29 protein-coding genes are annotated in these 26,045 nt (G+C 59.3%); 14 read left to right on the forward strand and 15 right to left on the reverse strand.

Annotated elements, in window-relative coordinates; all coding sequences use genetic code 11:
* The first annotated feature begins 1 nt into the window (after position 1).
* On the forward strand, positions 2–709 hold the full coding sequence (locus BMZ67_RS03420; RefSeq protein ID WP_092020491.1) for a glutathione S-transferase family protein: 708 nt from the start codon (positions 2–4) through the stop codon (positions 707–709).
* A gap of 78 nt (positions 710–787) precedes the next feature.
* The gene (locus tag BMZ67_RS03425; RefSeq protein ID WP_092020492.1) at positions 788–1,066 is read left to right on the forward strand and encodes a DUF3303 domain-containing protein; all 279 of its coding nucleotides are present in this window, start codon (positions 788–790) and stop codon (positions 1,064–1,066) included.
* Between the two features lie 68 nt (positions 1,067–1,134).
* Here BMZ67_RS03425 and BMZ67_RS03430 read toward each other — a convergent pair whose 3' ends face one another.
* A complete protein-coding gene (locus BMZ67_RS03430) occupies positions 1,135–2,379 on the reverse strand; it encodes a serine hydrolase domain-containing protein (RefSeq protein ID WP_092020493.1) in 1,245 nt (414 codons plus the stop codon).
* A gap of 125 nt (positions 2,380–2,504) precedes the next feature.
* Between BMZ67_RS03430 and BMZ67_RS03435 the strand changes: the two genes are divergently transcribed.
* A complete protein-coding gene (locus BMZ67_RS03435; protein WP_092020494.1) occupies positions 2,505–3,065 on the forward strand; it encodes a TetR/AcrR family transcriptional regulator in 561 nt (186 codons plus the stop codon).
* Between the two features lie 20 nt (positions 3,066–3,085).
* Here BMZ67_RS03435 and BMZ67_RS03440 read toward each other — a convergent pair whose 3' ends face one another.
* Positions 3,086–3,970, reverse strand: a complete 885-nt coding sequence (locus BMZ67_RS03440; protein ID WP_092020495.1) for a hypothetical protein — start codon at positions 3,968–3,970, stop codon at positions 3,086–3,088.
* Positions 3,971–4,144: 174 nt separating this feature from the next.
* On the opposite strand from BMZ67_RS03440, the gene BMZ67_RS03445 reads away from it, so the two are divergent.
* On the forward strand, positions 4,145–4,603 hold the full coding sequence (locus BMZ67_RS03445; protein ID WP_175481820.1) for a TIGR02594 family protein: 459 nt from the start codon (positions 4,145–4,147) through the stop codon (positions 4,601–4,603).
* Between the two features lie 6 nt (positions 4,604–4,609).
* Here the strand turns inward: BMZ67_RS03445 and ybaK are convergent, their stop codons facing one another.
* The gene (ybaK, locus tag BMZ67_RS03450; protein WP_092020497.1) at positions 4,610–5,083 is read right to left on the reverse strand and encodes a Cys-tRNA(Pro) deacylase; all 474 of its coding nucleotides are present in this window, start codon (positions 5,081–5,083) and stop codon (positions 4,610–4,612) included.
* 150 nt (positions 5,084–5,233) lie between these two features.
* On the opposite strand from ybaK, the gene ada reads away from it, so the two are divergent.
* Positions 5,234–6,079 (forward strand): bifunctional DNA-binding transcriptional regulator/O6-methylguanine-DNA methyltransferase Ada, encoded by an 846-nt coding sequence (gene ada / locus BMZ67_RS03455; RefSeq protein WP_092020498.1) that lies wholly within the window; start codon positions 5,234–5,236, stop codon positions 6,077–6,079.
* A 1-nt stretch (position 6,080) separates the two neighbouring features.
* Here ada and BMZ67_RS03460 read toward each other — a convergent pair whose 3' ends face one another.
* Positions 6,081–6,887: a DODA-type extradiol aromatic ring-opening family dioxygenase gene (locus tag BMZ67_RS03460; RefSeq protein WP_092020499.1), complete on the reverse strand. Its 807-nt coding sequence runs from the start codon at positions 6,885–6,887 to the stop codon at positions 6,081–6,083.
* A 174-nt stretch (positions 6,888–7,061) separates the two neighbouring features.
* Between BMZ67_RS03460 and BMZ67_RS03465 the strand changes: the two genes are divergently transcribed.
* Complete coding sequence (locus BMZ67_RS03465; protein WP_092020500.1) at positions 7,062–7,391, forward strand: potassium channel family protein; 330 nt, start codon at positions 7,062–7,064, stop codon at positions 7,389–7,391.
* Positions 7,392–7,399: 8 nt separating this feature from the next.
* On the opposite strand, the gene BMZ67_RS03470 is transcribed toward BMZ67_RS03465, so the two are convergent.
* From BMZ67_RS03470 to BMZ67_RS03490, 5 genes are all read right to left on the reverse strand, one after another.
* A complete protein-coding gene (locus BMZ67_RS03470; RefSeq protein WP_245749851.1) occupies positions 7,400–8,536 on the reverse strand; it encodes a phospholipase A in 1,137 nt (378 codons plus the stop codon).
* A gap of 106 nt (positions 8,537–8,642) precedes the next feature.
* Positions 8,643–9,959 (reverse strand): DSD1 family PLP-dependent enzyme, encoded by a 1,317-nt coding sequence (locus BMZ67_RS03475; RefSeq protein WP_092020501.1) that lies wholly within the window; start codon positions 9,957–9,959, stop codon positions 8,643–8,645.
* Positions 9,956–11,338 (reverse strand): D-arabinono-1,4-lactone oxidase, encoded by a 1,383-nt coding sequence (locus tag BMZ67_RS03480; RefSeq protein ID WP_092020502.1) that lies wholly within the window; start codon positions 11,336–11,338, stop codon positions 9,956–9,958. Before BMZ67_RS03480 ends, BMZ67_RS03475 begins: the two co-directional genes overlap by 4 nt.
* A 20-nt stretch (positions 11,339–11,358) precedes the next feature.
* Positions 11,359–11,733, reverse strand: a complete 375-nt coding sequence (locus tag BMZ67_RS03485; protein WP_245749852.1) for a c-type cytochrome — start codon at positions 11,731–11,733, stop codon at positions 11,359–11,361.
* An 83-nt stretch (positions 11,734–11,816) separates the two neighbouring features.
* Complete coding sequence (locus BMZ67_RS03490; protein WP_092020503.1) at positions 11,817–12,644, reverse strand: M90 family metallopeptidase; 828 nt, start codon at positions 12,642–12,644, stop codon at positions 11,817–11,819.
* 154 nt (positions 12,645–12,798) lie between these two features.
* Here BMZ67_RS03490 and BMZ67_RS03495 point away from each other — a divergent pair, with 154 nt between their 5' ends.
* A complete protein-coding gene (locus BMZ67_RS03495) occupies positions 12,799–14,085 on the forward strand; it encodes a serine hydrolase domain-containing protein (RefSeq protein WP_092020504.1) in 1,287 nt (428 codons plus the stop codon).
* 29 nt (positions 14,086–14,114) lie between these two features.
* On the opposite strand, the gene BMZ67_RS03500 is transcribed toward BMZ67_RS03495, so the two are convergent.
* Positions 14,115–14,459 carry a hypothetical protein gene (locus BMZ67_RS03500; RefSeq protein ID WP_092020505.1) on the reverse strand — a complete coding sequence of 115 codons (345 nt, stop codon included), beginning with the start codon at positions 14,457–14,459 and terminating at the stop codon, positions 14,115–14,117.
* A 310-nt stretch (positions 14,460–14,769) separates the two neighbouring features.
* On the opposite strand from BMZ67_RS03500, the gene BMZ67_RS03505 reads away from it, so the two are divergent.
* On the forward strand, positions 14,770–15,021 hold the full coding sequence (locus BMZ67_RS03505) for a hypothetical protein (RefSeq protein WP_092020506.1): 252 nt from the start codon (positions 14,770–14,772) through the stop codon (positions 15,019–15,021).
* Here the strand turns inward: BMZ67_RS03505 and BMZ67_RS03510 are convergent, their stop codons facing one another.
* Positions 15,022–16,062, reverse strand: a complete 1,041-nt coding sequence (locus tag BMZ67_RS03510) for a hypothetical protein (RefSeq protein WP_245749853.1) — start codon at positions 16,060–16,062, stop codon at positions 15,022–15,024.
* A gap of 140 nt (positions 16,063–16,202) precedes the next feature.
* On the opposite strand from BMZ67_RS03510, the gene BMZ67_RS03515 reads away from it, so the two are divergent.
* The 3 genes from BMZ67_RS03515 to BMZ67_RS03525 are packed head-to-tail and all read left to right on the forward strand — an operon-like array spanning position 16,203 to position 20,752.
* The gene (locus BMZ67_RS03515; protein ID WP_342712914.1) at positions 16,203–19,709 is read left to right on the forward strand and encodes a response regulator; all 3,507 of its coding nucleotides are present in this window, start codon (positions 16,203–16,205) and stop codon (positions 19,707–19,709) included.
* A 37-nt stretch (positions 19,710–19,746) separates the two neighbouring features.
* Positions 19,747–20,292, forward strand: coding sequence for a hypothetical protein (locus BMZ67_RS03520; protein WP_245749854.1), 546 nt, complete (start codon positions 19,747–19,749; stop codon positions 20,290–20,292).
* Positions 20,293–20,332: 40 nt separating this feature from the next.
* The gene (locus BMZ67_RS03525; protein WP_092020508.1) at positions 20,333–20,752 is read left to right on the forward strand and encodes a response regulator; all 420 of its coding nucleotides are present in this window, start codon (positions 20,333–20,335) and stop codon (positions 20,750–20,752) included.
* A gap of 4 nt (positions 20,753–20,756) precedes the next feature.
* On the opposite strand, the gene BMZ67_RS03530 is transcribed toward BMZ67_RS03525, so the two are convergent.
* Positions 20,757–21,029, reverse strand: a complete 273-nt coding sequence (locus BMZ67_RS03530) for a hypothetical protein (RefSeq protein ID WP_092020509.1) — start codon at positions 21,027–21,029, stop codon at positions 20,757–20,759.
* A gap of 562 nt (positions 21,030–21,591) precedes the next feature.
* On the opposite strand from BMZ67_RS03530, the gene BMZ67_RS03535 reads away from it, so the two are divergent.
* Positions 21,592–21,852 carry a hypothetical protein gene (locus BMZ67_RS03535; protein ID WP_245749855.1) on the forward strand — a complete coding sequence of 87 codons (261 nt, stop codon included), beginning with the start codon at positions 21,592–21,594 and terminating at the stop codon, positions 21,850–21,852.
* Here the strand turns inward: BMZ67_RS03535 and BMZ67_RS03540 are convergent.
* Positions 21,849–22,385, reverse strand: coding sequence for a 3'-5' exonuclease (locus tag BMZ67_RS03540; RefSeq protein WP_092020511.1), 537 nt, complete (start codon positions 22,383–22,385; stop codon positions 21,849–21,851). The genes BMZ67_RS03535 and BMZ67_RS03540 overlap by 4 nt on opposite strands.
* 185 nt (positions 22,386–22,570) lie before the next feature.
* On the opposite strand from BMZ67_RS03540, the gene queC reads away from it, so the two are divergent.
* The gene (gene queC, locus BMZ67_RS03545; protein WP_092020512.1) at positions 22,571–23,239 is read left to right on the forward strand and encodes a 7-cyano-7-deazaguanine synthase QueC; all 669 of its coding nucleotides are present in this window, start codon (positions 22,571–22,573) and stop codon (positions 23,237–23,239) included.
* The gene (queE, locus tag BMZ67_RS03550) at positions 23,239–23,895 is read left to right on the forward strand and encodes a 7-carboxy-7-deazaguanine synthase (protein ID WP_092020513.1); all 657 of its coding nucleotides are present in this window, start codon (positions 23,239–23,241) and stop codon (positions 23,893–23,895) included. The genes queC and queE overlap by 1 nt, the downstream gene beginning before the upstream one ends.
* 7 nt (positions 23,896–23,902) lie before the next feature.
* Here queE and BMZ67_RS03555 read toward each other — a convergent pair whose 3' ends face one another.
* On the reverse strand, positions 23,903–24,982 hold the full coding sequence (locus tag BMZ67_RS03555; protein ID WP_092020514.1) for an AraC family transcriptional regulator: 1,080 nt from the start codon (positions 24,980–24,982) through the stop codon (positions 23,903–23,905).
* A gap of 150 nt (positions 24,983–25,132) precedes the next feature.
* Positions 25,133–26,020: an alpha/beta fold hydrolase gene (locus BMZ67_RS03560; protein ID WP_092020515.1), complete on the reverse strand. Its 888-nt coding sequence runs from the start codon at positions 26,018–26,020 to the stop codon at positions 25,133–25,135.
* Positions 26,021–26,045: the final 25 nt, after the last annotated feature.

Genomic DNA, 26,045 nt, shown 5'->3' on the forward strand with positions numbered 1-26,045 from the left:
CGTGATCGATCTTCACCAATTCCCATTGGCCTGGGGAGTGAATGCCAGCCCTTTCTGCCTCAAGGTAGAAACCTATTGCCGGCTGGCCGGGATTGATTACCGGCTCTGTCCAACACCGCCGTTCAAGGCGCCGAGGGGCAAGCTGCCGTATATTGTTGATGACGGTCGCACCATTGCCGATAGCCGGGAAATCCTGGCGTACCTTGGCCTACGGCGGGATTACCCCCTTGGCAGTCCTCTGACCGACGAGCAGATCACCACCGGGCACCTGTTGCGCCAGCTGTGTGAGGAGAGTCTGTATTTTTCCATGCTCTACTCACGTTGGATGGACGATGCCTACTGGGCGGAAACCCGTGTCGAGTTCTTCCAGAGCCTGCCGCCGGGCGTCAGCAGTCTGGTGCCCCATGTTGCCCGTCGTGGGGTGATTGCGGCCCTGAAGGGGCAGGGTTTTGGCCGCTGCCCGACGCCGGAAGTCTATGCCCGTGCGGCGGCAGATCTGGACGCTCTGGCCTGGGCGTTGGGTCGCCACCCGTTTGCAGTGGGCGGGGCGCCAACTGAGTACGACGCCACCGTCTACGCCTTTCTGTTTAACCTGTTGCGGGTTCCCCAGGATACTCCCATCCGGCGTCACGCCCTGAATCACCCGGTATTTGCCGATTACCTTCAGCGTATGGACATGCTACTGGCACCCCAGCCTTGCGCCCTTTGAGGCGGCAGCGGTTGGCGGGCTGTACTAGACTTACAGTAAGGGTTTCGAGGCGTGCCAGCCGAACATTGGGGGTGGCTTATGTTATTCATCTGTCAATGGACCCTGAATTCCGAAGACCGAAACGAGGCCATCAAGCGCTTCCTGGAAACTGGTGGCAAACCTCCCGAAGGTGTCGCCCTTCTGGGGCGTTGGTTTATCGCCGGACAGAGCGCTGGCTTTGCGGTTCTGGAATCGGACAGTCCCGTCGCATTACAGCAGTTTGCCCTGGAATGGAATGACCTGCTGCATATGGAAATCAGCCCCGCCCTGACGGACGAGCAGGCAGGACCACTAATGGCCGCTGCGGTCAGTCACTGATCGTGGGGGTGTAAGGCCGCGTTGGACTGGCTGGCGCAACAGAGGCCGGCCAGTCCAACGTTGCAGGGTCATTGCTGAGCTGCTGCCAGGGATGTGTCTTGGTCGCCGCTTGTGGCCACTGAGTCCGCGATGGCCCGGAACATCGACACCGTTTCCCGCATGGAGCTGAAGTTGTCTTCCGTGAAGTGGGTGTTGGCTGAGTTTTTGACGATCACCACACCGGCCTTTTGGTTGACGTAGATAAACTGGTCATAGATGCCGATGGCCATGAATTCCTGGTCGGCATCTTCCGGAATCCACCACTGGTAACCGTAGCCCAGGCTCAGGTCGGAGGTGTCCCGCTCTCCGGGCATCAGGTGCGGGGCATCGGGTGTGACCGAGGCGGCCACCCACTCCGGGGTGACGATCTGCTGTCCGTTCCAGAAGCCATTGTTCAGGTAAACGCTGCCAAAACGGGCGAAGTCCCGGGTTCTCATATTCAGTCCGCCCAGGACCATCGGTTCGCCAACGGCGTCGACCAGGTACAGGGTGCTGTCTTCAGCCCCCAGGCGGGACCAGAGTTTATCGTTGAAATAGTCCGTGATTTCCCGTCCGGTGGCGGCCCGCAACACCATGCCCAGAACGTGAGTGTCGATGCTGACGTAGTGCAGGTAGGTGCCGGGTTGCCGCTCCCGTTCAAGGGTGGTGGCGAATTCATCCAGTGACCCACCGAGGGCCATCAGACGGCCAAAGCGGTTAATGTCTGAATTGAAGCGGGCATAATCTTCGTCAAAGCGAACTCCGCTGGACATCTGCAGTACATCTTTGATGGCAACGCCGTCGTAGCCGGTGCCTTTGAGGCTGGGGACATAGTCACTGACCGGGGTGTCCAGGCTGCCAATGCTGCCCTCGGCGACGGCAACGCCAAACAGAGCAGACAGGAAGGACTTGGCAACTGACCAAGAAATCCGGCGGTCCCCGGCATTGGTGCCCCGGTAATACTCCTCGAAGGTGATGTCGTTATCTTTCAGTACCAGCAGTGCGGTGGTGTTGGTATCGGCGAGGAAATCCCGGGTAACGCGGGGTGTGCCGTCATGCTGGAACTCGCTGGGCAGCGGTTGCGGTGAATGGCCAAAAACCGTAACCGGGGCGCTGGCATCTATGGTGACGGCGTCGAACAGCTGGTCCATATTGGAGAAGTTGCCAACGATAACGTCGTCATCAAACAGTGTGACGGTGTGGTAGAGGCGGCGCAGAGTCTGGGCATTAATCGCGGCTGCCACCAGGGCGACGGCCAACAGGGAACAGGTGAGGTAGAGCAGCTTTCGCTTCATAAGGGCTTCCTGATACTTTCCATGTGTGTTTTTATATTTATCGATCGATATATTTTGGATCATATCGGCCGAATCCGATACTGTCTATAATCGGCAGCCGGATTTTCAGTGGAGTAGGCAGGCCCATGGCGCGGCAGAGCAAATCGGACGAGCGACGACGGCAAATTCTCGACGCCTTTGAACGGGTGGTCTTGCGTGACGGGTACGCCGCAGCCTCACAGCGGAAGATTGCGCGCGAGGCGGGGATGAACCAGCCGATGATTCACCACTATTTCTCCGGTGGCGAGGCACTGCTGGATGCATTGCTGGAACGGGTGGTCGAGCGTTACACCTCTGCCCTGCTTGAGTTCCTGCAAGGGTCAGACGTGCCGTCCCTGGAGCGCTTGGTGAGTTTCCTGTGTTCGACGGAATTTCACCAGGTCAGCGAGCGAAATGGGGTGTTCTTCGCGTTGATCGCCCAGGGGGGGCACAACGAATCCACCAGCGCCAAGCTGACAGGGCTGTATCAGCACTTCCTCCAGCAAATCACCGAGTACCTCGGTTGTGCTGGTGTCGATAACCCCGAACGTATTGCTTATACCCTGATGTGCACGGTCATTGGCCATGACTGGGCCAAGAAATTGGGGTTTGGCGAAGCGCGCAATGCCGAAATCGCCGAGGTGCTGGTGAGTTGGGCAAGGCGCTGAGCCGCCTGCCCTCCAATCCCCTAACCCCGCTCCAATACCGCCACGCCAAGGAACTGCGCGATGGCGTCGGCGTCCTGCCGCAGCCGGTCGTAGTTGCCATGGTCCATGACATTGAGACGGCGGCCATCGCTCAGCACCAGGTTCAACTCGTAACTCCAGTAAGAGCGGCTGCCGCCACTGCTACTGCGGCTGGTGATCCGCTCCTGCAGCAGTTGCAGTGCCTTGATGTCCTGGAGCCAGGCCCATTCGGCTTGGGCTGCCAGTGCCTGAGGGTTGCTCAGCTTGCCGGAGCCCCGCCAGTAGCCTCCCAGCGTACGGTCGAACACACGACGCTTGCTGGCGGATCGGAGCAGCAGGGCTCCGGTCAACACGAAGACCAAGCCAATCAGTCCCGGCATCAAAGCCTGCACCAGGTCACCGCTCCGCAGACCGGAGACAATGAACACGCCACCGACCCCGGCACCCAGGGCGATGAACAAACCACAGAACAGGATCATCTGCACACTGGTCCGTACCTCCAGCCGGTGGGGATTGGCCACGACCAGGTGGTGGGTTCTGAAGTTGGCGCCACCCCCCTTCAAAGGAGTCCAGTCTATGTTGGTGGGGGTATCCCCGTTTTGCGGCGCGTCGGGAGGAGCCTGTTGCAGAGCGGTCACCCGCTCGGCCTCCACCCTGGCCTTTTTGGCGCGGGTGATAACGGCCAGTACCTGGCATCCGATTCCCACTCCGATCAGTACCTTGGCCTGGGCAACGAGCAGTTCAGCGAGTCCCGCGGGCAAGACCTGTAGAACGAGTGACGGCATGAACAGGGCAATAAAACCGGCCATGAGCAACAGCGTTCCGAGGGCATTGAGCACGGGGTGCGAGCGGGAATGGCGGCGACTGCCTGGTGGGGGGAATGGCATGGGGCTCCTGAGTGTTGGGGACAAACCGACATTTTAGGCGGTGGTGCTACAGGCGCAAGTTTCCCCCAGAACCTTGGGGCCAGTCCGGGCGCCAGCGACTATGGTTAGTAGAGAGGTGAGCGCAGGAGCGAGTGCAGGACTTGGCCCGGACAGTGGATGAGGAGGATGCAGACCATGAACAAGCTAGAGATTTCGGCTTACGAACTGGCGCAGCGCTTCGTTGGCGTCAGCGAGGTGCCGGGCACTACTTCGAACCCTCAGGTGCTGGCGATGTTGCGGCTGGACAACAAATGGCCGGAGGATGACTCGGTGCCCTGGTGTTCGGCGTTCACCAATTATATTACCTGGCTGCTGCGGTTGCCCCGCTCGAAGAGCCTGCGGGCACGTTCCTGGCTGCTGGTGGGCGAAGTCATCGAACTCGACAAGGCAAGGGCCGGCTTTGATGTTGTCATCCTGAAACGGGGAAAAGGCACCCAGCCGGGCCCGGACGTAATCGACGCGCCTGGTCATGTGGGGTTCTTTGCCGGATCAGAAGGAAGCGATGTGCTGGTCTTGGGGGGCAATCAGGGCGATACCGTCAGTATCGCGCGTTATGCGAAAAGCCGGGTGTTGGGTATTCGCCGGTTACGTTGACGACCGTCACTCCTCCTGGGTCAGGGCGGCCAGTCGGGCGCCGGTGAGCTTTTGCAGGTCAGCAGGCGCAAGCTCGATCTCAAGGCCCCGCCGCCCGGCGCTGACAAACAGCGTGTCGAACCCGGCAGCTGATTCATCTATGAACGTCTTCAGGCGCTTTTTTTGCCCCAGTGGACTCACGCCTCCAAGCACATAACCGGTGGTGCGCTGGACTTCCGCCGGGTCCGCCATGGTGGCTTTCTTGCCTCCGGCGGCTTTGGCAATTCGTTTCATACTCAGCATGGCGGTCACCGGCACCACCCCTACTGCCAGTTTCTTCCCATCGATCGAGACCACCAGGGTCTTGAAGACCCGACGGGGGTCCACGCCCATCTTTTCTGCGGCTTCAGAGCCGTAGGACTCGCTGGAGGGGTCGTGGCTGTATTCGTGGATGGAGTGGCTAACCTTGGCCTTGCGGGCAGTATCGATGCCTGGGGTCATGGGGTGTCCTTGCTACGGTGAACATTGAACCTGCCAGTAATCTACCATGAATCCACCCGGTAAAGGCCGCAACAATGGGGATGTTTTGGTTGGTCGATGGCGATACAGTGAAGCGTCAACAAGGCAGAACCGGTCGGTCGGGAGCGAAACGTGGGGATACAGGGGGCATCTGGCGGCGAACCGCGCCACCTGGAGCTGGTGGCAGGCTTGTGCCGCGTGATCGAGCAGGCGGAAACGCCACCGACGTTGGCTGAACTGGCCGCAGAGGCCGGTATGAGCCGTTATCACCTGCAGCGGGTGTTCAAATCAGTGACCGGTATCAGCCCGGCGGCGTATGCCCGGAGCCACCGCCACCAGCGCTTGTCACAGGCGTTACGTGGGCATGGCTCCGTCACCGACGCGGCCTATGCCGCCGGTTACGAATCCAGCAGCCAGTTCTACCGCGAAGCCGGTCAGGCGTTGGGCATGAACCCGAAGAACTATCAGCGTGAGGGCGCCAACGTGGTTATACGATTTGCGGTTGGCCAGTGCTCCCTGGGGGCCATTTTGGTGGCCGCCAGTAACAAGGGTATCTGTGCCATTGCCCTGGGAGATGACCCCCAGGTCTTGCTGGACGAGCTTCAGGGCCAGTTCCGACAGGCCGAGCTGATCGGAGGCGACGCTGATTTTGAGCAGCAGGTGGCCGCTGTGGTTGGTCTGGTGGAGCAGCCCCGGTTGGGCCATGACCTGCCGCTCGATATTCGTGGCACCGCTTTCCAGCAGCGGGTCTGGCAAGCGCTGCGCACCATCCCGCCAGGACAGACCGTCAGCTACCGTGACCTGGCCTGCAAGATCGGCGCGCCCAGTGCGGTGCGGGCGGTGGCGGGGGCGTGTGCCGCCAACCGGCTGGCCGTGGCCATTCCCTGCCACCGGGTCGTTCGCACCGACGGTGGCCTGTCCGGTTACCGCTGGGGCGTGGCGCGAAAACGGGCCCTGCTGATGCGGGAGGCTCCCTAGCCTATCGCCAGAGCAGTCCAACGGCGCGATGACCCAGGACCGGCCCATCGAAGACCACCTCGGCGGCCTGACTGCTGGCAACGCCGGCACACAGGTGCAGTGGCAACAGATGCTCCTCCCGCGGATGGCACAGACGGGCCCCGGGCGCTTGATCCCAGTGCTGCAGGCGCTGGCTCCGGGCTTCGGCATCCAGTTCGGGGTTGGTGCAGGTGTCCAGCAACCAGTCGTGGAAGTGGTTAATATCGCCCTCGTAGCGGTTGTCTCCACTCCGGAACAACTGCATGTTGTGGAACGACAGTCCAGAGCCGATGAAGAGGATGTTGCGGCTGCGCAAGGGCGCCAGCGCCTGGCCAATGGCGAGGTGTTGCGCTGGATCCAGGCTGTTGCTCAGGGATAGTTGGATACAGGGTATGTTGGCCGCCGGGTACATCAGCTTGAGTGGAACGAATACACCGTGATCGAAGCCCCGTTGCGGTTCTTCGGCGGCGTCTATACCGGCTTCGCGGAGCTGCTGAATCAACGCTTGGGCCAGTTCAGGTGCTCCCGGTGCCGGGTAGCTGAGGGTATAACTTTCATCGGGAAAACCGTAATAGTCGTAGATCAGCGCCGGGTTGGGGGCGCTGGTGACAGACACGGTGTCAGTCTCCCAGTGGGCGCTAAACACCACGATAGCCTCGGGCGTTCCGAGTTGTTCGGGGATGGCTCGCAGGAACTCAGTCAATTCCCGGTGGCCCGGGTCACCGAGTAGCGGCAGCGGGCCACCGCCATGGGGCAGAAACAGAATCGGGGCCTGGTGGCTGTTTGCCATGGAACATCTTCCTCAAGGGTTGCCAGTATCACTCTTCATCATGGCGGTTCCGCTCGGGTGTGGATAGCGGAACCTTGTGATTAACACGGTCAGTATTACTGAAGGTGGGCGGAGTGTGGTTTCCCTGACCTATAATGTGCGCATCAACCTTTCAGCCAACCACTGTAGACCGACATGATCCGAGACATACTTCGCCCTTCACTGATTTTTCTGTCTGAACTTTGGGAGCGCCTGCTGATTGCCTGGCCGATCCTGGTGTTCCTGATGGTGATCATTGCCCTGCTCGGCCTATGGGTTGGGCGTCGCGAAGGGTGGCGCTGGCAGGACAGCCTGTATTGGGCGGGCATTACGGCGACCACGGTAGGCTACGGTGACATTCGTCCCAAGCGCGGGGGATCCCGCCTGCTGTCATTAGTGATCGCCATGGTCGGGCTGGTGTTCAGCGGCCTTGTGGTGGCCCTTGCCGTGAACGCCGGACAGTCCATGGCGGACCTGCTGATGTGATGGTGCGGCTACAGCCAGTCGTGAATCATGATGCCGACGCCAATGCGGTGAATGCGTTCGTTGTAATCCACCAGACTCTCGCCATAGCCATTGAAGTACTGAATATACCCCTTGGTGGTTTTACTCAGGGGGAAGCTGTAACCAAGCTCGACGCTGGTTTTATTGTCACTGGTGCGGAAGTTGTTACGCAGCCGGAGCGACATTGAACGGGCTTCATCGAACTTGAAGATGGCCCAGTAATCGCCATAGCCCACGTAACGGTCGATGTCGGGATTGTTGTCGTCGCGGCTGCTCTCTGGAAGGCGGTACCAGGGATTGGCAATGAACAGCCAGCGGTCGACGCCATAGACCAGGTTGGCGGTAAGGCGGTTCCAGCTGCGGGATTGTGGCTCGGTTTGGCCATTGGATTGATGGCTGAGACCCAGGGTCACGATATCCAGGCGGCCTGGCCCGAGGTCCAGCCGGGCATCGTAGCGAAAGAACAGCTCCGGTTCGTAGTTGGTTTCCCGGAATGGCGCGGAATCATCGGTGTTATACACCTGCCAGAAACTGAGCTGGGTGTAGCCAAACCACAAGGTGGAGCGTTTATCGAAAATGCCCGACAGCAGGGGGACCTTGAAGCTGATCTGGAATTTGGCCTCATGGTCGTGGACGTCGTAGTCGTAGTCGGTAAAGCCCAGGGAGGGACTGTAGGGCCGCTGATTCGGCGTTGAGACGTAGGAGTACGGCATCAGGTAGGTCTGCTTGTGGGGCAGGAAATTACCGGACAGCGACAGGAAGGCATCTTCGGAAGCAAGGTGGCGGCTGACCAAGGCTTCGGCCATGCCGTCTTCTTCAGTGACGCCCACATTGCCACCGGTTTTCGGGGCCAGCAGCGTGGTGGCCTGTTCGATGCGCTGGCGCTGCTCCGGGGTGGCATTCGCTGCCCGCTCATCGCTGCCGATGGCACTATCAAAACAGGCCAGACGTTTGGCGCCATTTTCGATCAGGGCACAGCTTTCCACCGATAGAGGTGTTTCAGGTTGCTGGGGTTCGGGCTCTGACAGGTTCAGGTCGCCCTCGGTTTCCGCCATGGTCAGGCCTGGCAGTACCAAGGCTGCGGCGATGACTAGCCCTACTCTGCGATACCTGTGTTCTGTGCCCACTGCGGCCGCCCCCGTCATACTTTTGCCCCCGGTCGTTTGTCATTCCTGGCGGGGAGGTTACCACCAACCGGGTGTAAACCGAATGACGAAAGCGTCAGGCGCGCGCCTAAACCGAGTGCTGTCGCAAAACCGGCCAATGCCCGGCGAGCTGGTGACGGGCACTGTCGTAAGCTTCGATTCCGTTAAACTCCAGAAACACCTGCTCGCTCTGGGTTGGGCGTAGAAACACCCAGTCGTCGGGTACCAGTGCGAAGTTGGCACCGGCATTGAGCATTTCCTGGTTGGTGGAACGACCGTAAACCGGGTTGGTCGTCAGCCCCGACGGCGATTCCGGATGTGCCTTCCAGTATCCCCCGTAAATAAAAATCGCTTTTTCCCGGTTAGGGTTCCACCACCCCATTACCCGGCCAAGCCCGGGAGCGCCCGGAATTTCAGTGCGGTCGAGTACCTTGAGCACGGGCGTGGCAATAAAGGCGGCCGGTTCGTGGTGCGATAAGGTTGGCAGGTCGAAATCCGTGGGTTTGACCAGCACCGACCCTGCGGCTATCTCGTTGGGGGCAATGTGATCCTGCAGGTCGCGGTAAAGTGGGTATGTGGTGCTACCGCCGGTGTTCAGGGTGAGGTCGCGGATGGAACGGCCCAGGGTCTGTTCGGCCTGGTCGACAAACGCCTGGTAACGGGCCATGGCCTGATCCCGCAGCCAGTCGTTGGCGCCTGGTGCTTTTACGATATGGGGTTCGTAACCCATGAACCCCGAGAACTGTAACCGGGGCGACTGCTCGATCCGGCGAAGCATCTGATCCAGCTCGGCGAGCGCCTGAACGCCACCCCGGTGCAGACCAATGTCGATCTCAATGTTGATTTGCAACGACTGGTCCAACTCCCGGGCGAGCTGGTCATACTGCGCCAGCCGCTGGGGCGTATCGACCAGCCATTGCAGTTGGCGGGCCGGGTCAAAGCCTGGGTGACCCTCGACTCTTGATTGCTCCCGATAGAACCGTCGGGCGGCCTGCACCGGCATGGGCTTGCCCATCAGTACATCGGCCTCGGGAATGTCGGTGGCCACCTGATTGAGGAAAGGCTGGTGGAACACCATCAGTCGACGGGTGTTGGCCCGAGCCATCACCAGCTTGAGCAGCGGGATCGACGGCAGCGATTTGGCCACGATGCGGTAGTGGTATTGCCCCGCCAGCTGCTGGCTCAGGGTGTCGATGTTGGTCAGCAGTCGTTGCCGGTCGATGACCAGTAACGGCTGGTAGCGGTCTTGATGGCGCAGCGTCTCATTGAGCCCCTGGAAATAGGCGGAGTGCTGACCATTGGCCCTGGCCGGTCGCAACCAACCGGCGCCTCCGGCCAGGGCCAGGGCGCTACCCCCCAGTAACAGACGGCGGCGGCTGCGGGAAAAGGCGTCGCTCTGGCTCATCCGGTAAACAGTCCTTGCAGGTAGGGGTTAAGGAAGCGGCCGTCCGGGTCCATTTCCTGCCTGACCGCCTTGAAATCGCCCCAGTGTGGGTAAAGAGCAGCAAAATCTTGGCCGTTCAGGGTGTTGAGTTTGCCCCAATGCGGACGGCCACCGTATTTACGGAAAATCGGCTCCACCGCCTGGAACAGCGGCTGGTAATCCTCTTCGAAGAAGCGGTGCACGGCAATGGAGATGGTGTCGCGCTGGTAGAACGGGCTGAGCCAGATGTCGTCCCCTTTGACGAAACGAACCTCGAACGGGAAGAACACCTCCGGGAAATTGTTTTCCACCACGTCGCGGATTTCCGCCAGGGCCTTGAGGCCATCCTCCCGCGGCAGGTGGTATTCCATCTCATTGAAACGCACGTTGCGGTCGCTGGTGTAGTTCTGCCAGGACGATGCCACCTTCACTTCACGGTCGATGGACTTGAGGATGCCCTTGAGCACCATCTGGCGCAGGGTGGTCGACCAGCTCAGCATGTCACGGATGTTCTGCAGGTCGCGGGCACCGTCGTTCTGGTCGAATTTCTCGGTGCTGGATACCGGCTCGTCGGTGATTTCCTGGGTGTCGAACAGGCCCATCCCGGAGAACGGGATGTAGAAAAATTCGAAATTTCGATGGCGGTCAGCAGTGTCCTGGGCGCTGGCGAGGATGTCCTCGATGGGCTGCCACTCGGAGACCCGTTTGAGCCGATAGGGTCGGGTATTCTGCAAGGTCACGTCCGTCACGACGCCGAGGCTGCCGAGGCCAACGCGGGCGGCATCAAACAATTCGCGGTTGTGGTCGCGGCTGCAGCGGACCTGGTCGCCGCTGGCGGTGACCAGTGACAAAGCCTCGATGCTGGCAGACAGACACTGCAGATTGGCGCCGGTGCCGTGTGTGGCGGTGGCGAGTGAACCGGCCAGGGTTTGTTGGTCAATGTCGGGCATGTTGATCAACGCCTGGTTGAGCGCTTCCAGTGGCTGCCCGATCTGTCCCAGACGGGTACCGGCAGCAATGGTGGCCTGCAGACGGGTGTCGTCATGGCTGAGTATGCCACTGAGCCTGTTCAGGGAAATCAGGGTGTCGTCTGTGGGCACCAGGGCTGAGAATGAATGGCCGGAACCGACCGCGCGGATCACCCCGGTGGCGTTGCGTACCTGTTCCTGTAGCTCTGCCACCGACGCTGGTGCCAGTCGGTTGACCGGGTAGCTGATCTGGCTGCCAGACCAGTTCTTCCAGGGCAGGCGATCGGAGCGGGCGGTTAACTCGCCGGTGCCGGCAAACACGTTTTCCATGGGGAGATAGGTGGAGGCGGCCACGGCCACCAGACTTTTCAGGAAATCCCGACGGTTCGGCATAGTTGGCAATCCTGCAGTACTCAAGGGGCTTCTGGGTAGTGCGACATGAAGGCAATCAAGTGCTCAAACTCGCTGGCGGAGCAGTCCATGCACAGGCCGTAGGGCGGCATACCGCCAAAGCCGTCGACAACATGGCTCAGCAGGGTGTCCATGCCCTGCTCCAGCCTAGGTTCCCAGGCCGCTTCGTCGCCGGTCAGCGGGGCACCGGTGCTGCCACGACTGTGGCAGGCCTGGCAGGACCGCTGGTAGATGTCGGCCAACTCGGTGTCTGCTGGCATGGCGGTGCTGGCGTATTGCTCCAGGGCGGCACGGTCCGGCCCCTGCTGACAGCCGGCCAGGGTGAGTATCAGCAGAGCCGGTAACAGCAGGTGTTTGAGCAACGTCTTGGTCCTCACGTCGGGCTTCCCATTGTGATCGTTTAATGCAAAACATGATTTAGTATCACGTTTTGAAAGTCAAGACGGCTGGAAGGCCAATATCAGGTGGTCGAGACGAGGTCGCTCCAGGTCCCCGGGTCAAGCCGGTAGAACCCGGCCAGGCAGTCATAGAGGTCGGGCTCCTGTTTGGCGAGCAGACCAGGGTGGAGAAAGAAGGCTTCGGTGGCCACGGCAAAAAATTCCGCCGGCGAGGTGGCGCCGTATTCGTCGATGATGCTGTTGCCGCCGTGTCGTTGACGGCGGCGCTGCCAGGCGTCGGAAAACACGTCCTGCCAGTGCCGGGCTATTTCTCCTGACGCCAGTGGTGGGGCACCATCGGAGGCGCCATCTACCTGGTCGAGCTGATGGGCGAATTCGTGCAGCGCGACATTGCTGCGGCTGTTGTCGTCTGCGGCTTCTCGCACCAGGGTGTCCCAGGCGAGCACCAGTTTGCCGGTTTGCCAGGACTCGCCAAGGCGGGCCTGGTCATGGTCGTGGAGTACCGGGCCATCCTGTTGTGTCTGGTTGACCCGGTAGGCTCCGGGGTAGACCAGAATCGACTGCAGTTTGTGGTAGTAGTCTGGTGACAGCTGGTTGATCAGCAGAGCTCCATGGGCGGCGATGAGCACCTTCATCGGCTCGGTCAGCTCCAGGCCGGCGCAGCCATAGAAGTCAACCTGCTCAAGCAGCACCCGCATGTGGGTATGGAGGCGGGTGCGGGTGATCGGTGGCAGGCGCCGGTAGAGCGCCATCTCCGACCGTAACTGTTCAATCCAGTCCATCGGCACCGGGATGCGGGCCAGGCTTTCCAGGCGCCGCCTGGGGCGGATGAACAGCCAGTAAAAGGCAAACACAACAATGGCGATGAGCGCTAGTCCGTAGCCGAGCATGGGGAATCCTGTCAGTCGTTGAGGCAGTTGCCGTTAATCTGGAGGGCGGTTCGGCCAATGCAACCGCGGCGGTCAACTAGAATGATTAGGTAGCCTTTGAATACGATAAATCAGAAATAAACCAATAACAGCTGCAACAAACAAGGTTATCTGAATGAAACAACTTGCCCGGCATGCGCTTCACACCTGTGCGATCCCCAAAAACCTGGAGACAGTCACCTATCGCGACCAGGCCGGAGAGAACCCGGCAGCCGTTGGTGTTCGTCAGGACTCGGTGGAAGCAATCTGGCGCAGCGTTGAGCGGTTGTACCGGACCGGCGTTCACCCGGGTATCCAGCTGTCTGTCCGCCACCGGGGTGAGCAGGTGTTGCACCGGGCCATCGGCCATGCGCGGGGCAATGGTCCGGGGGACAAGGCAGACACCCCGAAAGTGGCGATGACCACGAATACCCCGGTGTGCTACTTCTCTGCCTCCAAAGCGGTGACCGCGCTGCTGATGCATATGCTGGCGGAACAGGGGCTGGTTAACCTGATGGATCCGGTGGCCTACTACTGCCCGGAATTTGCGCAGAATGGCAAGCGCACCATCACCGTCCACCAGGTTCTGTCACATCGTGGTGGCATTCCGGCCATTCCCAAGGACACCCCCATCGATGTGCTGTGGGACAAGGACGAAATCTGGCGCCTGTTGTGTGAGGCACGGCCAGTGGAAGTGGATGGTGCCAAGGTGGCCTACCACGCCATCACCGGTGGCTTTGTGTTGCAACGGGTACTGGAAACCGTGACGGGGGACAGTATTGACGCCTACCTCGACCGCCACCTGCGTCAACCGATGGGCATGAACTGGTTCACCTACGGCATTGAACCGGCGCGACTCGATGAGCTGTCGTCGACCTATGCCACCGGCCCTCGCCCCACGTTCCCGGTATCTTGGGTGGTGAAGCGGGCGTTGGGGGGGGATATCAAGACCATCGAAGAGGTGGTGAATGATCCCCGCTTCCAAGCGGCGGTGATTCCTGCCGGTAACCTGTGTGGTACCGCCGAGGAAATGGGCCGGTTTTTCCAGATGATGCTGAACGGTGGTCTCTGGAATGGCAAACGAATTTGTGAGGAAGTGACGGTGCGCCGGGCCATCCAGCAATTTGGCTCGCTGCAGATCGACCGGACCATGCTGGTGCCCATGCGTTTCAGTGCCGGCTTGATGCTGGGTGGCAACCCGATTGGCATCTGGGGGCCCAAGAGTCGCTATGCGTTCGGTCACCTGGGGCTGATCAACAAACTGTGCTGGGCCGATGCCGCCCGGGATATTTCAGTCAGCCTGCTCAATACCGGCCTGCCCATCGTTGCCCACCACGTCCCCGCGCTGATGGGCTTTGTCCAGACTGTCTGCCGGGAGTTCCCGCTGATTCCTGAAGGTGAACGGCCCCTGGTCTTGGCCTGAATCGACTCGGGGCCAGCGCTGGAGGAAGCTCAGACGGCGGTTAGCTGGGCTTCCAGGATGCCCAGCACCGAAGACACCACATCCCGGAAATCGGTCAGGGTCTGGGTACGCTGGATCACGCTGGCCCGTTCGTCATCCAGCTGTTCCAGCTTGGGGACCACCCGGCGGATGCCCTCGGTAATCACCTCATAGGGATAGTGGTGGTCCATGATGCTGAGCTTGTTCAGTTCAGCCACTTCCTGATGAAAGATGCTGATGATGTCGTAGATCATGTCCTTGTGGGCAATACTGCCGGCTTCCCAGTAGGCATCGTCCAGCAGTTCAATCAGTGACAGGTATTCCCGAAGGGTATCGGCGACAGACGTCTGGTTCATCAACTGGGCTCCAGGGAAAATCGGTATTAAGGGTGATCCTTGCCAACGGTCGTGACCGTCAGTTAGGACTATAGCAGCAGATGTGGTGGTGCCGCCTGTAAGATACTGAAAGGTTGTTCACTTTTGTTGCCGGGCGCATGAAAAATAGGCAGAATTGCAGCGCAGCCGTGTTGCAATAGCTGTAGCTGCTATACTGAAAATGCTTGTGCGAAGAGGTGCCGGATGTACGGTTCCTGATGGGACCGGGTGATGATCCGGTTTGGGAAATGGTGTTCCCCTGACCTGACTGATGACTCAATGGATGAGACCGATGAAGCATAACGAGAACAAGACTCTGCAAAGAGAGCAAAGCGACCGAGCCGTTGAGCTTGGCCAGCATGAGAGCGTTCGCTCCCATGTTCACCGCCGCCTGAATGATGAGGTGGACCGGCTGGAACGCCGCATCGAAACTTTACGGCTGACCAAAGCCCCCCACACCGCCATCATGATTTCCGCCTATGAGCGCATGATTGACCGCAAGAAGGGCTTCATTCAAAGCCTGGATTCCGGAAGTCTCAACTGACTACTGACGTTCCGCCAGGGTGATGGCGTCATAGCGGTAGGCCTCGTCACCCGCCTGGAGACGACCGCAATAGGCTGGGTTATCCACGTCATCCGTGTCAGGGTTTGCATCGTCATCGTATTGGTTGGGCTCGCCGTTGGAGATATAGATGCGTACTTCCGAGAGGGGGTAATCCAGCTCGACGCGGATGCAGTCCAGCGATTCGGTATCCAGGATGATGCCGCTGTCCTTGAGGAACAGGGTGTCGGTCTTGTCCATCACCAGATCTTGACGCAGTTCCATATCACCCAGGGTGCGGCTGGCGAAACTGACGATGGTGTACTCCGGGGCATTGTAGCCGAGGCTGCTGAACTGCAGCGCGTCGAACTGGCTGCTGGAGGTCAGGCTGGTCAATTCCTGGGTGCTGGCCAGATCGTCCCCGTCGTTGTTTCGCGCCACATACTGGATCACCCGGAACACTTTCTCATAACCTGCCGCGCCGTTGGCGTCGCTCGGCGTGTAGTTCCAGTAAAGGGTGTCATAAATCCACTGACGGTTGGCGAGCGGTTCGCCGGTATTGGTGGCGGCCTGGTCGGCAAAGCGAATGGCTGCACCGTTGGCGCGGGTGTTGTAAGTGCCGGGTACGGTCGCGTCGATCAGGTCTTCAATGTGCTGGCGTCCGACGTTGAAGTTTTCGACTTCCCGGGAAGCAATCACCTGGTTCATCAGATCCAGCGGGTTGCGTACCCGCTTGAAACCGTCGTCACTGGCGTTGCGGGTGTGGCCCAGAAAATGGTCAATATGGTCCCGCAGTGCGGTTGCCAGATCCTTGCTGGTGGTGTCGGCACCGTCAGCCGGTTCCAGTGCCCGGTAGACATCATAGAACCGGGTATGCTCAAGGTTGGCAGGTTTCCCTGCGGTGTCTTCGATGTCGAAGGTGGAGAACACCAGGTCCACGTTGGTGGCCGGGTTGAAGGCCGACTCACCACCATCGCTGCCGCCACAGCCGGGGGTCAGGGCAATGACGATGGGAAGGCTCAAAAACAGTGGGGAAATTCTCATTCAAGGCATCCCTGAGGTGCGCAGGCACCAATTACGCGCTAAAGTGGTGAAGGGCGTGATGAATCATAATAACAGGCGCCCGGTTGCTATCCGTAACCCTAGAGAAATAATCGGGTATCTTCCCGCGCGGAGATCACATTTTGCATTATCGGGCCTTCCCCGCTGGCTTGTCGTGGCTGATGTTATTGCTGTCCCTGTTCGTGACAACAGCTGTTGCTGGCGAAAACTGTTCCAGCCGACCACTGGTGCTGTCCGACCGTGATGCGTCCTATAACCTGAGTCACTGTGTCTGGTACCTGGAGGATCCGGGGCAATCCCTGACCCTCGCCGATGTCCGTGACGAGCAGCAACACCCGTTTACCCTCCACGAAGGCAGTGTGCTGAACTTCGGCTATACCGAATCGGCCTATTGGGTCCGCTACGACCTGCTGAGGCGGGGTTCCAGTAGCGCAGACGAGTGGGTGCTGGAGCTGGCCCTGCCGCTAGTGGACAACGTTGAGCTCTACGTCGTTCGTGACGGTGTGGTGGTTGACCGGCAACAGGCAGGGTATGCGACGGACCTGAAACAGCGGGCACTGGCGGTGCCGAACCCGGGCTTTGTGCTGGAGCTCGAGCGGGATGTGGAGACTCGGGTCTATCTCCGGGTATTCAGCAAGAATACTTTTCGGCTGCCAATTACTGTCTGGCACCCTGCCCGTTACCTGGAAAAAGTGGCGGTTGAGGAGGCTTTCCGGGGCATCCTGTTAGGTACCATCATAGGCATACTAGCCTACAACCTGTTTGTGGCAGTGTCCGCCCGCGAACGCAGCAATATCTACTATGTACTCTATCTGCTGATCGCCGTTACCTTCATCATGACCGAGCAGGTTCACGGGCTCCAGTTGTTTGGCGAGCGCCCCTGGTTCCTGGACAAGCAATACCTCCACCTGCAAATCATCGCGACCTGGTTCTTCGGGTTGCTGATGGCTCGCTCCCTGCTGGAAACCGAGCGGCGATCCCCGGATCTGGACCAGGTGATCCGGGTGTGTATGTACACCGTGGTGGCAAGTTTCCTGCTGGCATTGGTTGTGCCCTACCACACCGCCATGCAATGGACGGTCCTGATGTCCATCGCGCTCAGTGTGGTGATGATCATCGTCAGTTTCCTGTCCTGGCGTCATTACAACCCGGCGGCAAAATCCTACTTCTATGCCTGGACTGTCGCGCTCACCGGGTTCTGCATCTACGCCTTCACCGTGATGGGCTTTCTGCCACTCAATATCTTTACCGCCCATAGCAGCCAGATCGGGTTGGCAGGCCAGATTATCCTGTTTTCATTTTCCCTGGCTGACCGGATCAAGCTGGTTCAGGGCGAGGCGCTGAACTGGAACCAGCGGGCGGTAGCCAACCTGCGGCAATACCGCTCGCTGTTCGACAACGCAGCCGAAGGCCTGTTCCAGATGTCCATTGGACGGCGGTTTTTGACCGCCAATGCCGCCATGGCGGACCTGCTCGGCTACGCCAGCAGTGCGCAGCTGTTGGCCGCCAACCCGGATGTACTGGATACCTGTTTTGTTGACGAAACACTGCGTCGGCAGATTGTGGATCAACTGCAGGCAACGGGGGGTGTAAAGGGTGTTGAGGCCCGCTATATCACCTGCCAGGGTGAGGAGCGCTGGGCAACCATTTCCCTGCATACGCTGTATAACGAAGACGGTGAGCCGGTCTGTCTGGAAGGCACCTGCATCGACGCCACCGAACGCCACCATCGCCAGAAGATTGAGAAGGAACGGGAACAGGAGCGTCTGGAAAAAGAGCTGGCCCGAAATTCCGCCGCTGCTAAAAGCCAGTTCCTGGCCAATATGAGTCACGAGATCCGAACGCCGCTGGCGGCCATCATCGGCTATGGCGAAACCTTGCTGGACCCGGAATTGAGCGACGAGGAAAAGCGTAACAGCGCTGAAACCGTGGTACGTAGTGGCCATCACCTTCTGGAGCTGGTGAATGACATTCTTGATCACTCCAAGATTGATGCGAACAAACTGGCGGTGGATGTGGTGACCGTGAACCTGCCGGAGCTGCTGGATGAACTTCGCGCCTTCTTTGAGCCCAGAGCCCAGGAAAAAGGCTTGGAATTCAGCATTACCTGCGAATTCCCGTTGCCCGAAACGATCCATACAGACCCGACAAGATTTCGCCAAATTGTCATTAACTTGTGTGGAAATGCGCTTAAATTTACGGAAAAAGGTTCTATTTCCCTGGCGGTTCGCTGTGAGCGCGAGGCCAGGAAGCTGTATGTCCGGGTGGTGGATACCGGCATTGGCATGAAGCCGGAGCAGATGCAGCGGCTGTTTGACCCCTTCGCCCAGGGCAGCGCTGCGATCTCCCGCCAGTATGGCGGTACCGGCCTGGGCCTGAGCATTTCCCGGCGTTTGGCGGAGTTGTTGGGCGGCTCCATCGTGGCCGACAGCACCTACGGTCAGGGCAGTGATTTTGAAGTCAACATAGCGACTGGCCCGCTTGAGGATGTGAACTTCCTCCGTAATTCTTCAGAATTGAGCCAACGCCGGCAGTTGTCACTGGTGGCGGCGCCAAAACTGGCCGGCCGGGTGCTCTGTGCCGAGGACAATGAGGTGAACCGCAAGCTGGTGAGCCTGTTGTTGGAGCGGACCGGGGTTGAACTGGTGCATGTTGGCAACGGCGTGGAGGTGCTGGATGCGGCTCTCAACGAGCGCTTTGACCTGATCCTGATGGACATCCAGATGCCAGTGCTTAACGGCCGTGATGCTACCGTGGCCCTGCGGGAGGCTGGGGTCAGTGTGCCAATCATCGCCTTGACCGCGAACGTCATGGCTGAGGATATCGAAGACTATCGCAAGGCCGGGTTCAACGCACACCTGGCCAAGCCAATCGACAAGCGCCGTTTCTACGAACTGTTGTCCCGTTACCTGAGGGTGGCCATTGAAAATGGTCACCCGTCCGACCGCCATTATCAGGGCCTGGTGCTGGTGGCGGAAGACAACAATGACAATCGTGCCCTGGTGACACGCTTGCTGACCCGGCTAGGGCTGGAGGTTTTGTCAGTTGCTGCTGGGGATGAGGCGGTCAAGACAGCGCTGGCGAAGCCGGTCAAACTGGTCCTGATGGATCGCCATATGCCGGGTATGGATGGTGTGGCGGCAACTCGCCTGATGCGGCAGGCGGGCTTCCGTCGACCGATCATTGCCTTCAGTGCTGGTGATGAACGGGAAATTGATGAGCTGGTTCAGGCCGGCTGCGAAGGTGTGCTGACCAAGCCCATAGACCAGCGGCGTCTGGTGGCCATCCTTGACCGCTACTTGTCGCAGCAGGCCGTGGCTCCGGTTGATGACGCCTGCGACGAGGGCATTCAGCGTCTGGTGGAGCAGTTTCTCGCCGGGTTGGGTGAGCGTGAGGCGGTGATGCAGGCCGCGTTGGCGGCCAAGGATAAGCAAGCGCTTCAGCGTGAGTCCCATCAGATCAAGGGTACCGCTGGGGCCATGGGGTATCCGGCGATGACTCGCCAGGCCGGCGCGTTGGAGCAGCGCCTAAAATCCGAGCATGTGGACTGGGACGAGGTCGGTGAACAGTTGGTGGTGCTCAGCGGAATGATCGATCAGGCCCTGAAATCTGGTGCTACCAGGGCGTGAACCGTAACGACAGGATAGGATAAAAGGAAGGCAGAGTATGACAGAGAATCACCCTCGCCAGGACGGGCAGTCGCTGAGCATGATGTATGGTACTTACGCTGACGTGCTGTTCGTGCTGTTTCCGTTTCTGGTCATTGTCATGCAGCGGTTGTGGGACGGCGAAGTGCAGGATGTCTTGCTCCGCCCGGACCTGAGTATAGCTGCAGCCATTCTGGGCGGGCTGGCCATCGGTAAGTTCGTCCTCGGGCTGGTCACCGAGCGGAGCTTGGGGCGCTATAAGGAACGCATTGTTTTCTTCATCGCCCTGACCCTGTTCGTGGTCATGGGGCCGGCGATCATTCTTCTTCTCAGCATCGTTGGTGGCACTGATGTTCCAGGGTTTGTGGCGTTCCTCCAGCCGGTGTTACTGATTGTTTCCATTTCGCTCTACACGACGGCAATCAGCATCAGTAACATGCTGACTAAGGATAAAGAGGTTCCTGGAGCTATGCCTGACCAAGGCAATGCTCCAACCCCTGCCACCCATGCCGTCGTCCACGAGCCGCTATCCATTCCCCGCCGAAACAACAGCGATGGGGTCTGAGTGGTCCGGCAGGGAAAAAAACAAGACAGAGGTAGGTTTTATGCATAATTTGAAAGTGATGGTGGTTGAGGATGAACCGGTCATGCGGGAGATGCTTCGGGACATGCTCTACCAGGCCGGCGCCTGCCGGGTTGTGGAAAGCGAGGATGTACAGGGCGCGCGTGAGGTCTTTAAGGCAGACAGCTATCAGATTGTGATGCTCGATCTTGGCCTACCGGATGGTGATGGCCATGAACTGATGAAGGAGTTCAAAGCTGTTAATCCGGGGCAGCATGTGGTGCTGGTGACCGCCGACGACTCTATTGAAAGTATTCAAAAAGCCATCAGTGCCGGTGCCAATGGCTACGTGGTGAAACCCTACTCTCAGGAAAAGATCCACGATGTAATCAACAACTATGCCATGATCCACGGCGGGGATCATGGCATCGGTATTCCGGCTGGTCTGAACCGGAAGCATTAAGGGGTCAGGCGACCTGGCGTGCAATCCAGGAGTTGTATCGGGTGGCCAGGGCCCGGACGTAGCGTGCTTCGTCACCGTCCAGTCCGCTGAGCACGCCCTTGAAAATCCAGCCCCGCTCGTACACGCCGAGCACCCGTTGCTCGTCATCGAGGTTGACTCGCTGATTGAGTTTTCCACAGATGGCGTCCAGCAGCGGCAGCTTGTTGGGGCGGCGAATCGGTGCCTGGCGCTGACTAACCGTTGTGCCGGTGGTGCGCTTGGTAGGTTGTCTTCTCATGGCGTTCTCCTTGTTGTTTGCTGCTGCAAATATCCCCGTGCGTTTACAACCGGGGCTTAACAGGGAGAAGCTTGACCCGGTTGCTCGACGGCTCCCGGGATTGACCGAAAGCCGCTAGTTTTCCAGCACCATGGCACGAACAATCTGCCGGTTGGGGCAGAGCTCGTTCTGGGCGATGACTGGATGGTTTAAAACTGTTGGCATTGGTCTCTCGTTGGACGTCTGGCAAAAATAGCGTTCAGTTGATCCGGCAGTGTATCGCTTGCACGTTGGTTTGCAAGTGGGCAGTTGTACGCACGCTGATGGCATCGGTTTTTCCGTAGCGGCAAACCCGTACAGACCTGCTTTCGGGGAATGACCATAATTCGTCCTGTCACGTGTTTTACGTTGTGCAATCCTCGATGCTCTCCGCAAGGCGTCGAATGGATCTCTCCTTTTGTAACGCAGCCGCCTGGTTGCGTTTTTTTTTGTCTCGGGTTTCCCGTAACGGCTACTGACTACATCCATTGGCAGCTCGAATGGCGATAATGTGATCACTTGATTCATTAATCGACGATTGAGGTTGAAACCGAAAAAAATGGAAAGTGAGCGGGGTTCCGTCAGTAAATTTCGCAAATTCCGTAAAGACCTGTTAATTGAGGCCGTCCTGTTTCTGGTGATGCTGGGCTATTTCCTGGCGGCAGAAAGCCACAGCGTGGGCGAGAACCTCAACATGACCGTGGTAGGCGCAGCCATTATTGCGGTTTGGACCTGCTGGACGCTGGCAACAGCCCGAGATGGGCTGGAGTGGGTTGCAGCCCGGGTTCGTCGCCGGGTCGTTTAGGCCGGTTGGCTGTGGTTTGACTCACTGTTGCCACCGAGAGGTGGGACGGTGAGTTCACACCAGGTTTCCCGCAGGATCAGTGCGTCGTTGGCCGCGCGGTGAACCGGCAGAGACAATCGCTGGATAACCTGCTGCCGTGTGGCAGACCAGGCTTTGACCTCTGCCGACGTCAGCAGCAGGGAAATGGATTCGAGCTGGAAGGCGGGCTGGAGGTTCGCTGCCCGGAAGAGCCGGTGTAACCAGAAGCTGTCAAAGGTCCAGGCATCACAGAACACATGGCCGTCCAGCAGGGTGTTGAGCTGGGTGGCAACCTCGGTGACCACGACGCCCTCCCGCTCGAGGGTTTCCCGGCTAATGCCGTGGATGCGCTCAGCGCTTTCCGACCAGTCTTTCCAAAGCACGTGGGGGCGAATCAGCCAGCTATGCAGGGTACCATCCGGCAGGCACAGCCCAACCTCTATCGGGTAGCTTGCAATCAGATCCAGGCTGGATGCTTCGAAGTCGATAAATGCCGGGCTATGTTCGGTAGTCATTCCGTAAGTTTTTTTATTTGTTGTGGAGCCGTCCACAGAGTGTAACCGTCCTGTCAAAGAGACGCGAATCCTATGCGGTTTTTCTCTAGGACCTGAATCCTGCCACAGCACTGTTACAATATGCGCACTGATCGCTTCATCGGCTGCACGTTGGCAGCTCAACCGTTCCGTAAAGTGGGTCTTCCATGAAAGAAACCGTAGTCGTCATCTATTCCGGGGGAATGGACTCCTTCACCCTGTTGCACAAGGCCCGGGCTGAAGGTTATGACGTCCATGCCCTGTCCTTCAATTATGGCCAGCGCCACGTCCGCGAATTGGATTGTGCCCGCGCGGTGTGTGAGCAGCTGGGTATTCCCCACCGGGTGATTGATATCCGCTCGCTCAGCGAAGTGATGGCCGGATCGGCCCTGACCGGCGAGGTGGAGGTGCCCGAAGGGCATTACCAGGAAGAGAACATGAAGACCACGGTGGTGCCCAACCGAAACATGATCCTGCTGTCGCTGGCAACCGGTTATGCGGTGACGGTTGAGGCACAGGCGGTATGGTTTGGCGCCCACGGCGGTGATCACGCCATTTACCCGGATTGTCGGCCGGAGTTCATGGAGAAGATGGATGCGGTTTGCCGGGTCGCTAACTACCACCCGGTGGCCATTGCCGCGCCGTATATTCGTGCCGACAAGAGCGAAATTCTGGCGGAAGGACTGGCTCTGGGACTTGATTACAGCCAGACCTGGACCTGTTACAACGGTCGTGACAAAGCCTGTGGCCGATGTGGCTCCTGCGTGGAACGGCTGGAGGCGTTCGCCAGCAACCAGTTGCCGGACCCGTTGAGCTACGAGGATGGAGTTCGCTGATGTATCGGGTCAAGGAAGCGTTTTATACCCTGCAGGGCGAAGGCGCCCAGTCTGGGCGGGCTGCGGTGTTTTGCCGTTTCAGCAAATGCAATCTTTGGAATGGCCGGGAGCAGGATCGGGCGGCCGCCGTCTGCAATTTCTGTGATACCGATTTCGTCGGCACCGATGGCCAGAATGGTGGTCGTTTTGAGACGGCTGACGCATTGGCGAACCATATCCGTCAGCTCTGGCCAGCGGGCGAAGGGCGGCCCTACGTGGTCTGCACTGGTGGCGAACCGCTGTTGCAACTCGATGAGGCCCTGATCGCAGCGTTTCATCAGGCCGGGTTTGAGGTTGGCGTGGAAACCAATGGCACCCTGCCGGCGCCCGCGGGTATCGATTGGCTGTGCGTCAGTCCCAAAGCGGATGCGGAGGTGGTGATCCGCGAGTGTAACGAGGTCAAGCTGGTGTACCCTCAGCCTCTGGCGCTTCCTGAGCGCTTTACCGACATCCAGGCTGAGCACTACTTCCTGTCACCCATGGCGTCCCCATCCTTACTCGAGGGTGGTCTGGACCCGGTCAAACAAAGCAATACCCGCAAGGCAACGGACTACTGCCTGAAACACCCACGCTGGCGCCTGACCCTGCAGATGCACAAAATCGTCGGTATCGACTGAGTTGGCCTCAGGCCGTTGCTGGCACCATTGACTCGGCGTCCTGCCTGGCCTTCTCCGCGGCTTCCCGGTATTCGTTGCGGAACTGGCTGGGGCTGACGCCGGTCCAGCGCTTGAACGCGCGGGTAAAGTTGGCGGCGTCCGCGTAACCCAGGGAGTCGGCAATCTGACTCAGGTTCATGGTGGTGTTTTCCAGCAGTTCTCCAGCGCGTTCCAGCCGCACATCATCTACCAGGTGCTGAAAACTGCGTTCCTCTTCCTGCAATCGGCGCTTCAGGGTGCGTTCGGACACAAACAGGGTGTTGGCGACTTGGGCGAGCTTGGGGGGAAACGGGTGGCTGGTTTCAATGACCCGTCGCACCCGGCAACCAAAGCCGGCGTCCTCGGTGAGCTGTCGCAACGACTCTTCACACTGGGCGCGGGAGGACGCGGCGAGTTCCTCATCGCTGAACTGGATTGGCAAATCAAGAACGCTTGTCGGCAGGACAAAGGCATCTTCACGACTACCGTAGGTGACCGGTACCAGAATCTGTTGGCGGAAACGCTGGAAGTAGCCTGGCTCGGGCCCCATGCGGCGGATCTCCGCGCCTTTGATTGGGGTGCCCAGCAGCTGGTAGCCCATGGTCACACAGCCAAACAGCATGGCGTCCAGAATAAAGCTCTGCAGGGGGCCAAGGTCGATGTCACATACCAGGCGGAACACGGCGCGGTCGCCTTCGCGTTGCTGGTGCACGCGGATATGGGGGGCGCGCAGGGTCAGGTAGCGGGTGACTAGCTCCAGGGCTTCGCCGAGGGTTTCGCTGCTCATGACCGCGATGCCCAGCGCGCCGTGCAATGGTAGCTTCATTTCCCTGGCCAGCATGATGCCGAGGCCGGGTTCGCCACTCTCAATGATGGCCCTGGTGACGAACTCACTGGCCTGCGATTGGCTGACGCGCAGTTCGGTGGATTTCAGTCGTGCTGGATCGAGCCCTACCCTTAACAGCAGCGCATGTTCATCAACATTCAGGTTGTGCAGCAATTCAGCCAGCAAGTGTAGATAAATGGCTGGCAAACCGAGGTCCTGGGCCTGGGATGCGGAGGCTCGCATGTCTGTTTCCTCGTTTGGTCTGTTCTTATTGTTTCGTTACTTTAGGGACGATTGATTATGACTTGATCAATTGTCCGGCCCCATGACTTCGCTGACGGGGGCTAGGGATATGCAGGCCAATTGGCGTTGATGGCCTGCTTGAATATTCCTTTATGTGTGCTGTGCACGGACAAAACGAATCAGTGCTGATGCGGAGCGCCTGGGGGTTTCCAGCATCGGCAGGTGCCCGACACCCCGGAACAGATGAATGTCTGCGTCAGGCCGGGCACGGTGGAAGTAGTCAACGCACCGGGTGGGGGTAATGACGTCGCGGTCGCCCCACTGAACCTGGAGCGGGGTTGTCTGGCGATCCAGATAGCGGGCAGGAGCCAGACCGTCGGCGACCATATCGGCAAAAATGTGACGGTGGGCCTGTTCGCGCCGGACCAGGCCGGGACCGAGAAGGCCGGTGATGGCAAGGGCGCCGGGATTCGTGCGGCCATTGCCCACTGAGGTGAACATCCGGTGAACTTCTGCCAGGGAGGTCGGCACCAGAACGCTATCCCGGTCTGAGGTAAAAGGCGCTTCGACATCCACATCGGCATGCTCAGGAATACCGGCGCTATTGAGCAGGGTCAGTGACCGGGCTGCCGGCTCCAATCGGTCTGCAAGGATCGAGGCAATTGCTCCGCCCATGGAGCTACCAACCAGGTGAACGTTGTCGAGGTGCAGGCCGCTGAGCCAGTTTCGCAGGCGGGATGCCTGGGTCTCATAGCGGTAGCTGGCGTTGCCATGGTACTGGCTTTCGCCGAAACCGGGGAGATCCGGTACCAGCAGATGCCAGTCACGGGGCAGCAAGGGAAGCCATAGCCCCCAGTTCTCTTTCATGGACGCAAAACCATGCAGTAACACCACCGTAGGGCGCCCAGCTCCGGGCTTGCCCCGCTCCAGCCATACCAATCGGTGGTTATCGACCGTGGTCTCGCGGCGTCGGGCCTGCTGCAGCCAACGATGGCCAATGCGGGCCATGGGCCACAGGTCTGGGGTAGGTACTTGCATGATACAGCCTCATCAATCATTCACC

It is taken from the genome of Marinobacter zhejiangensis (assembly GCF_900114775.1).
Lineage (GTDB): Bacteria > Pseudomonadota > Gammaproteobacteria > Pseudomonadales > Oleiphilaceae > Marinobacter > Marinobacter zhejiangensis.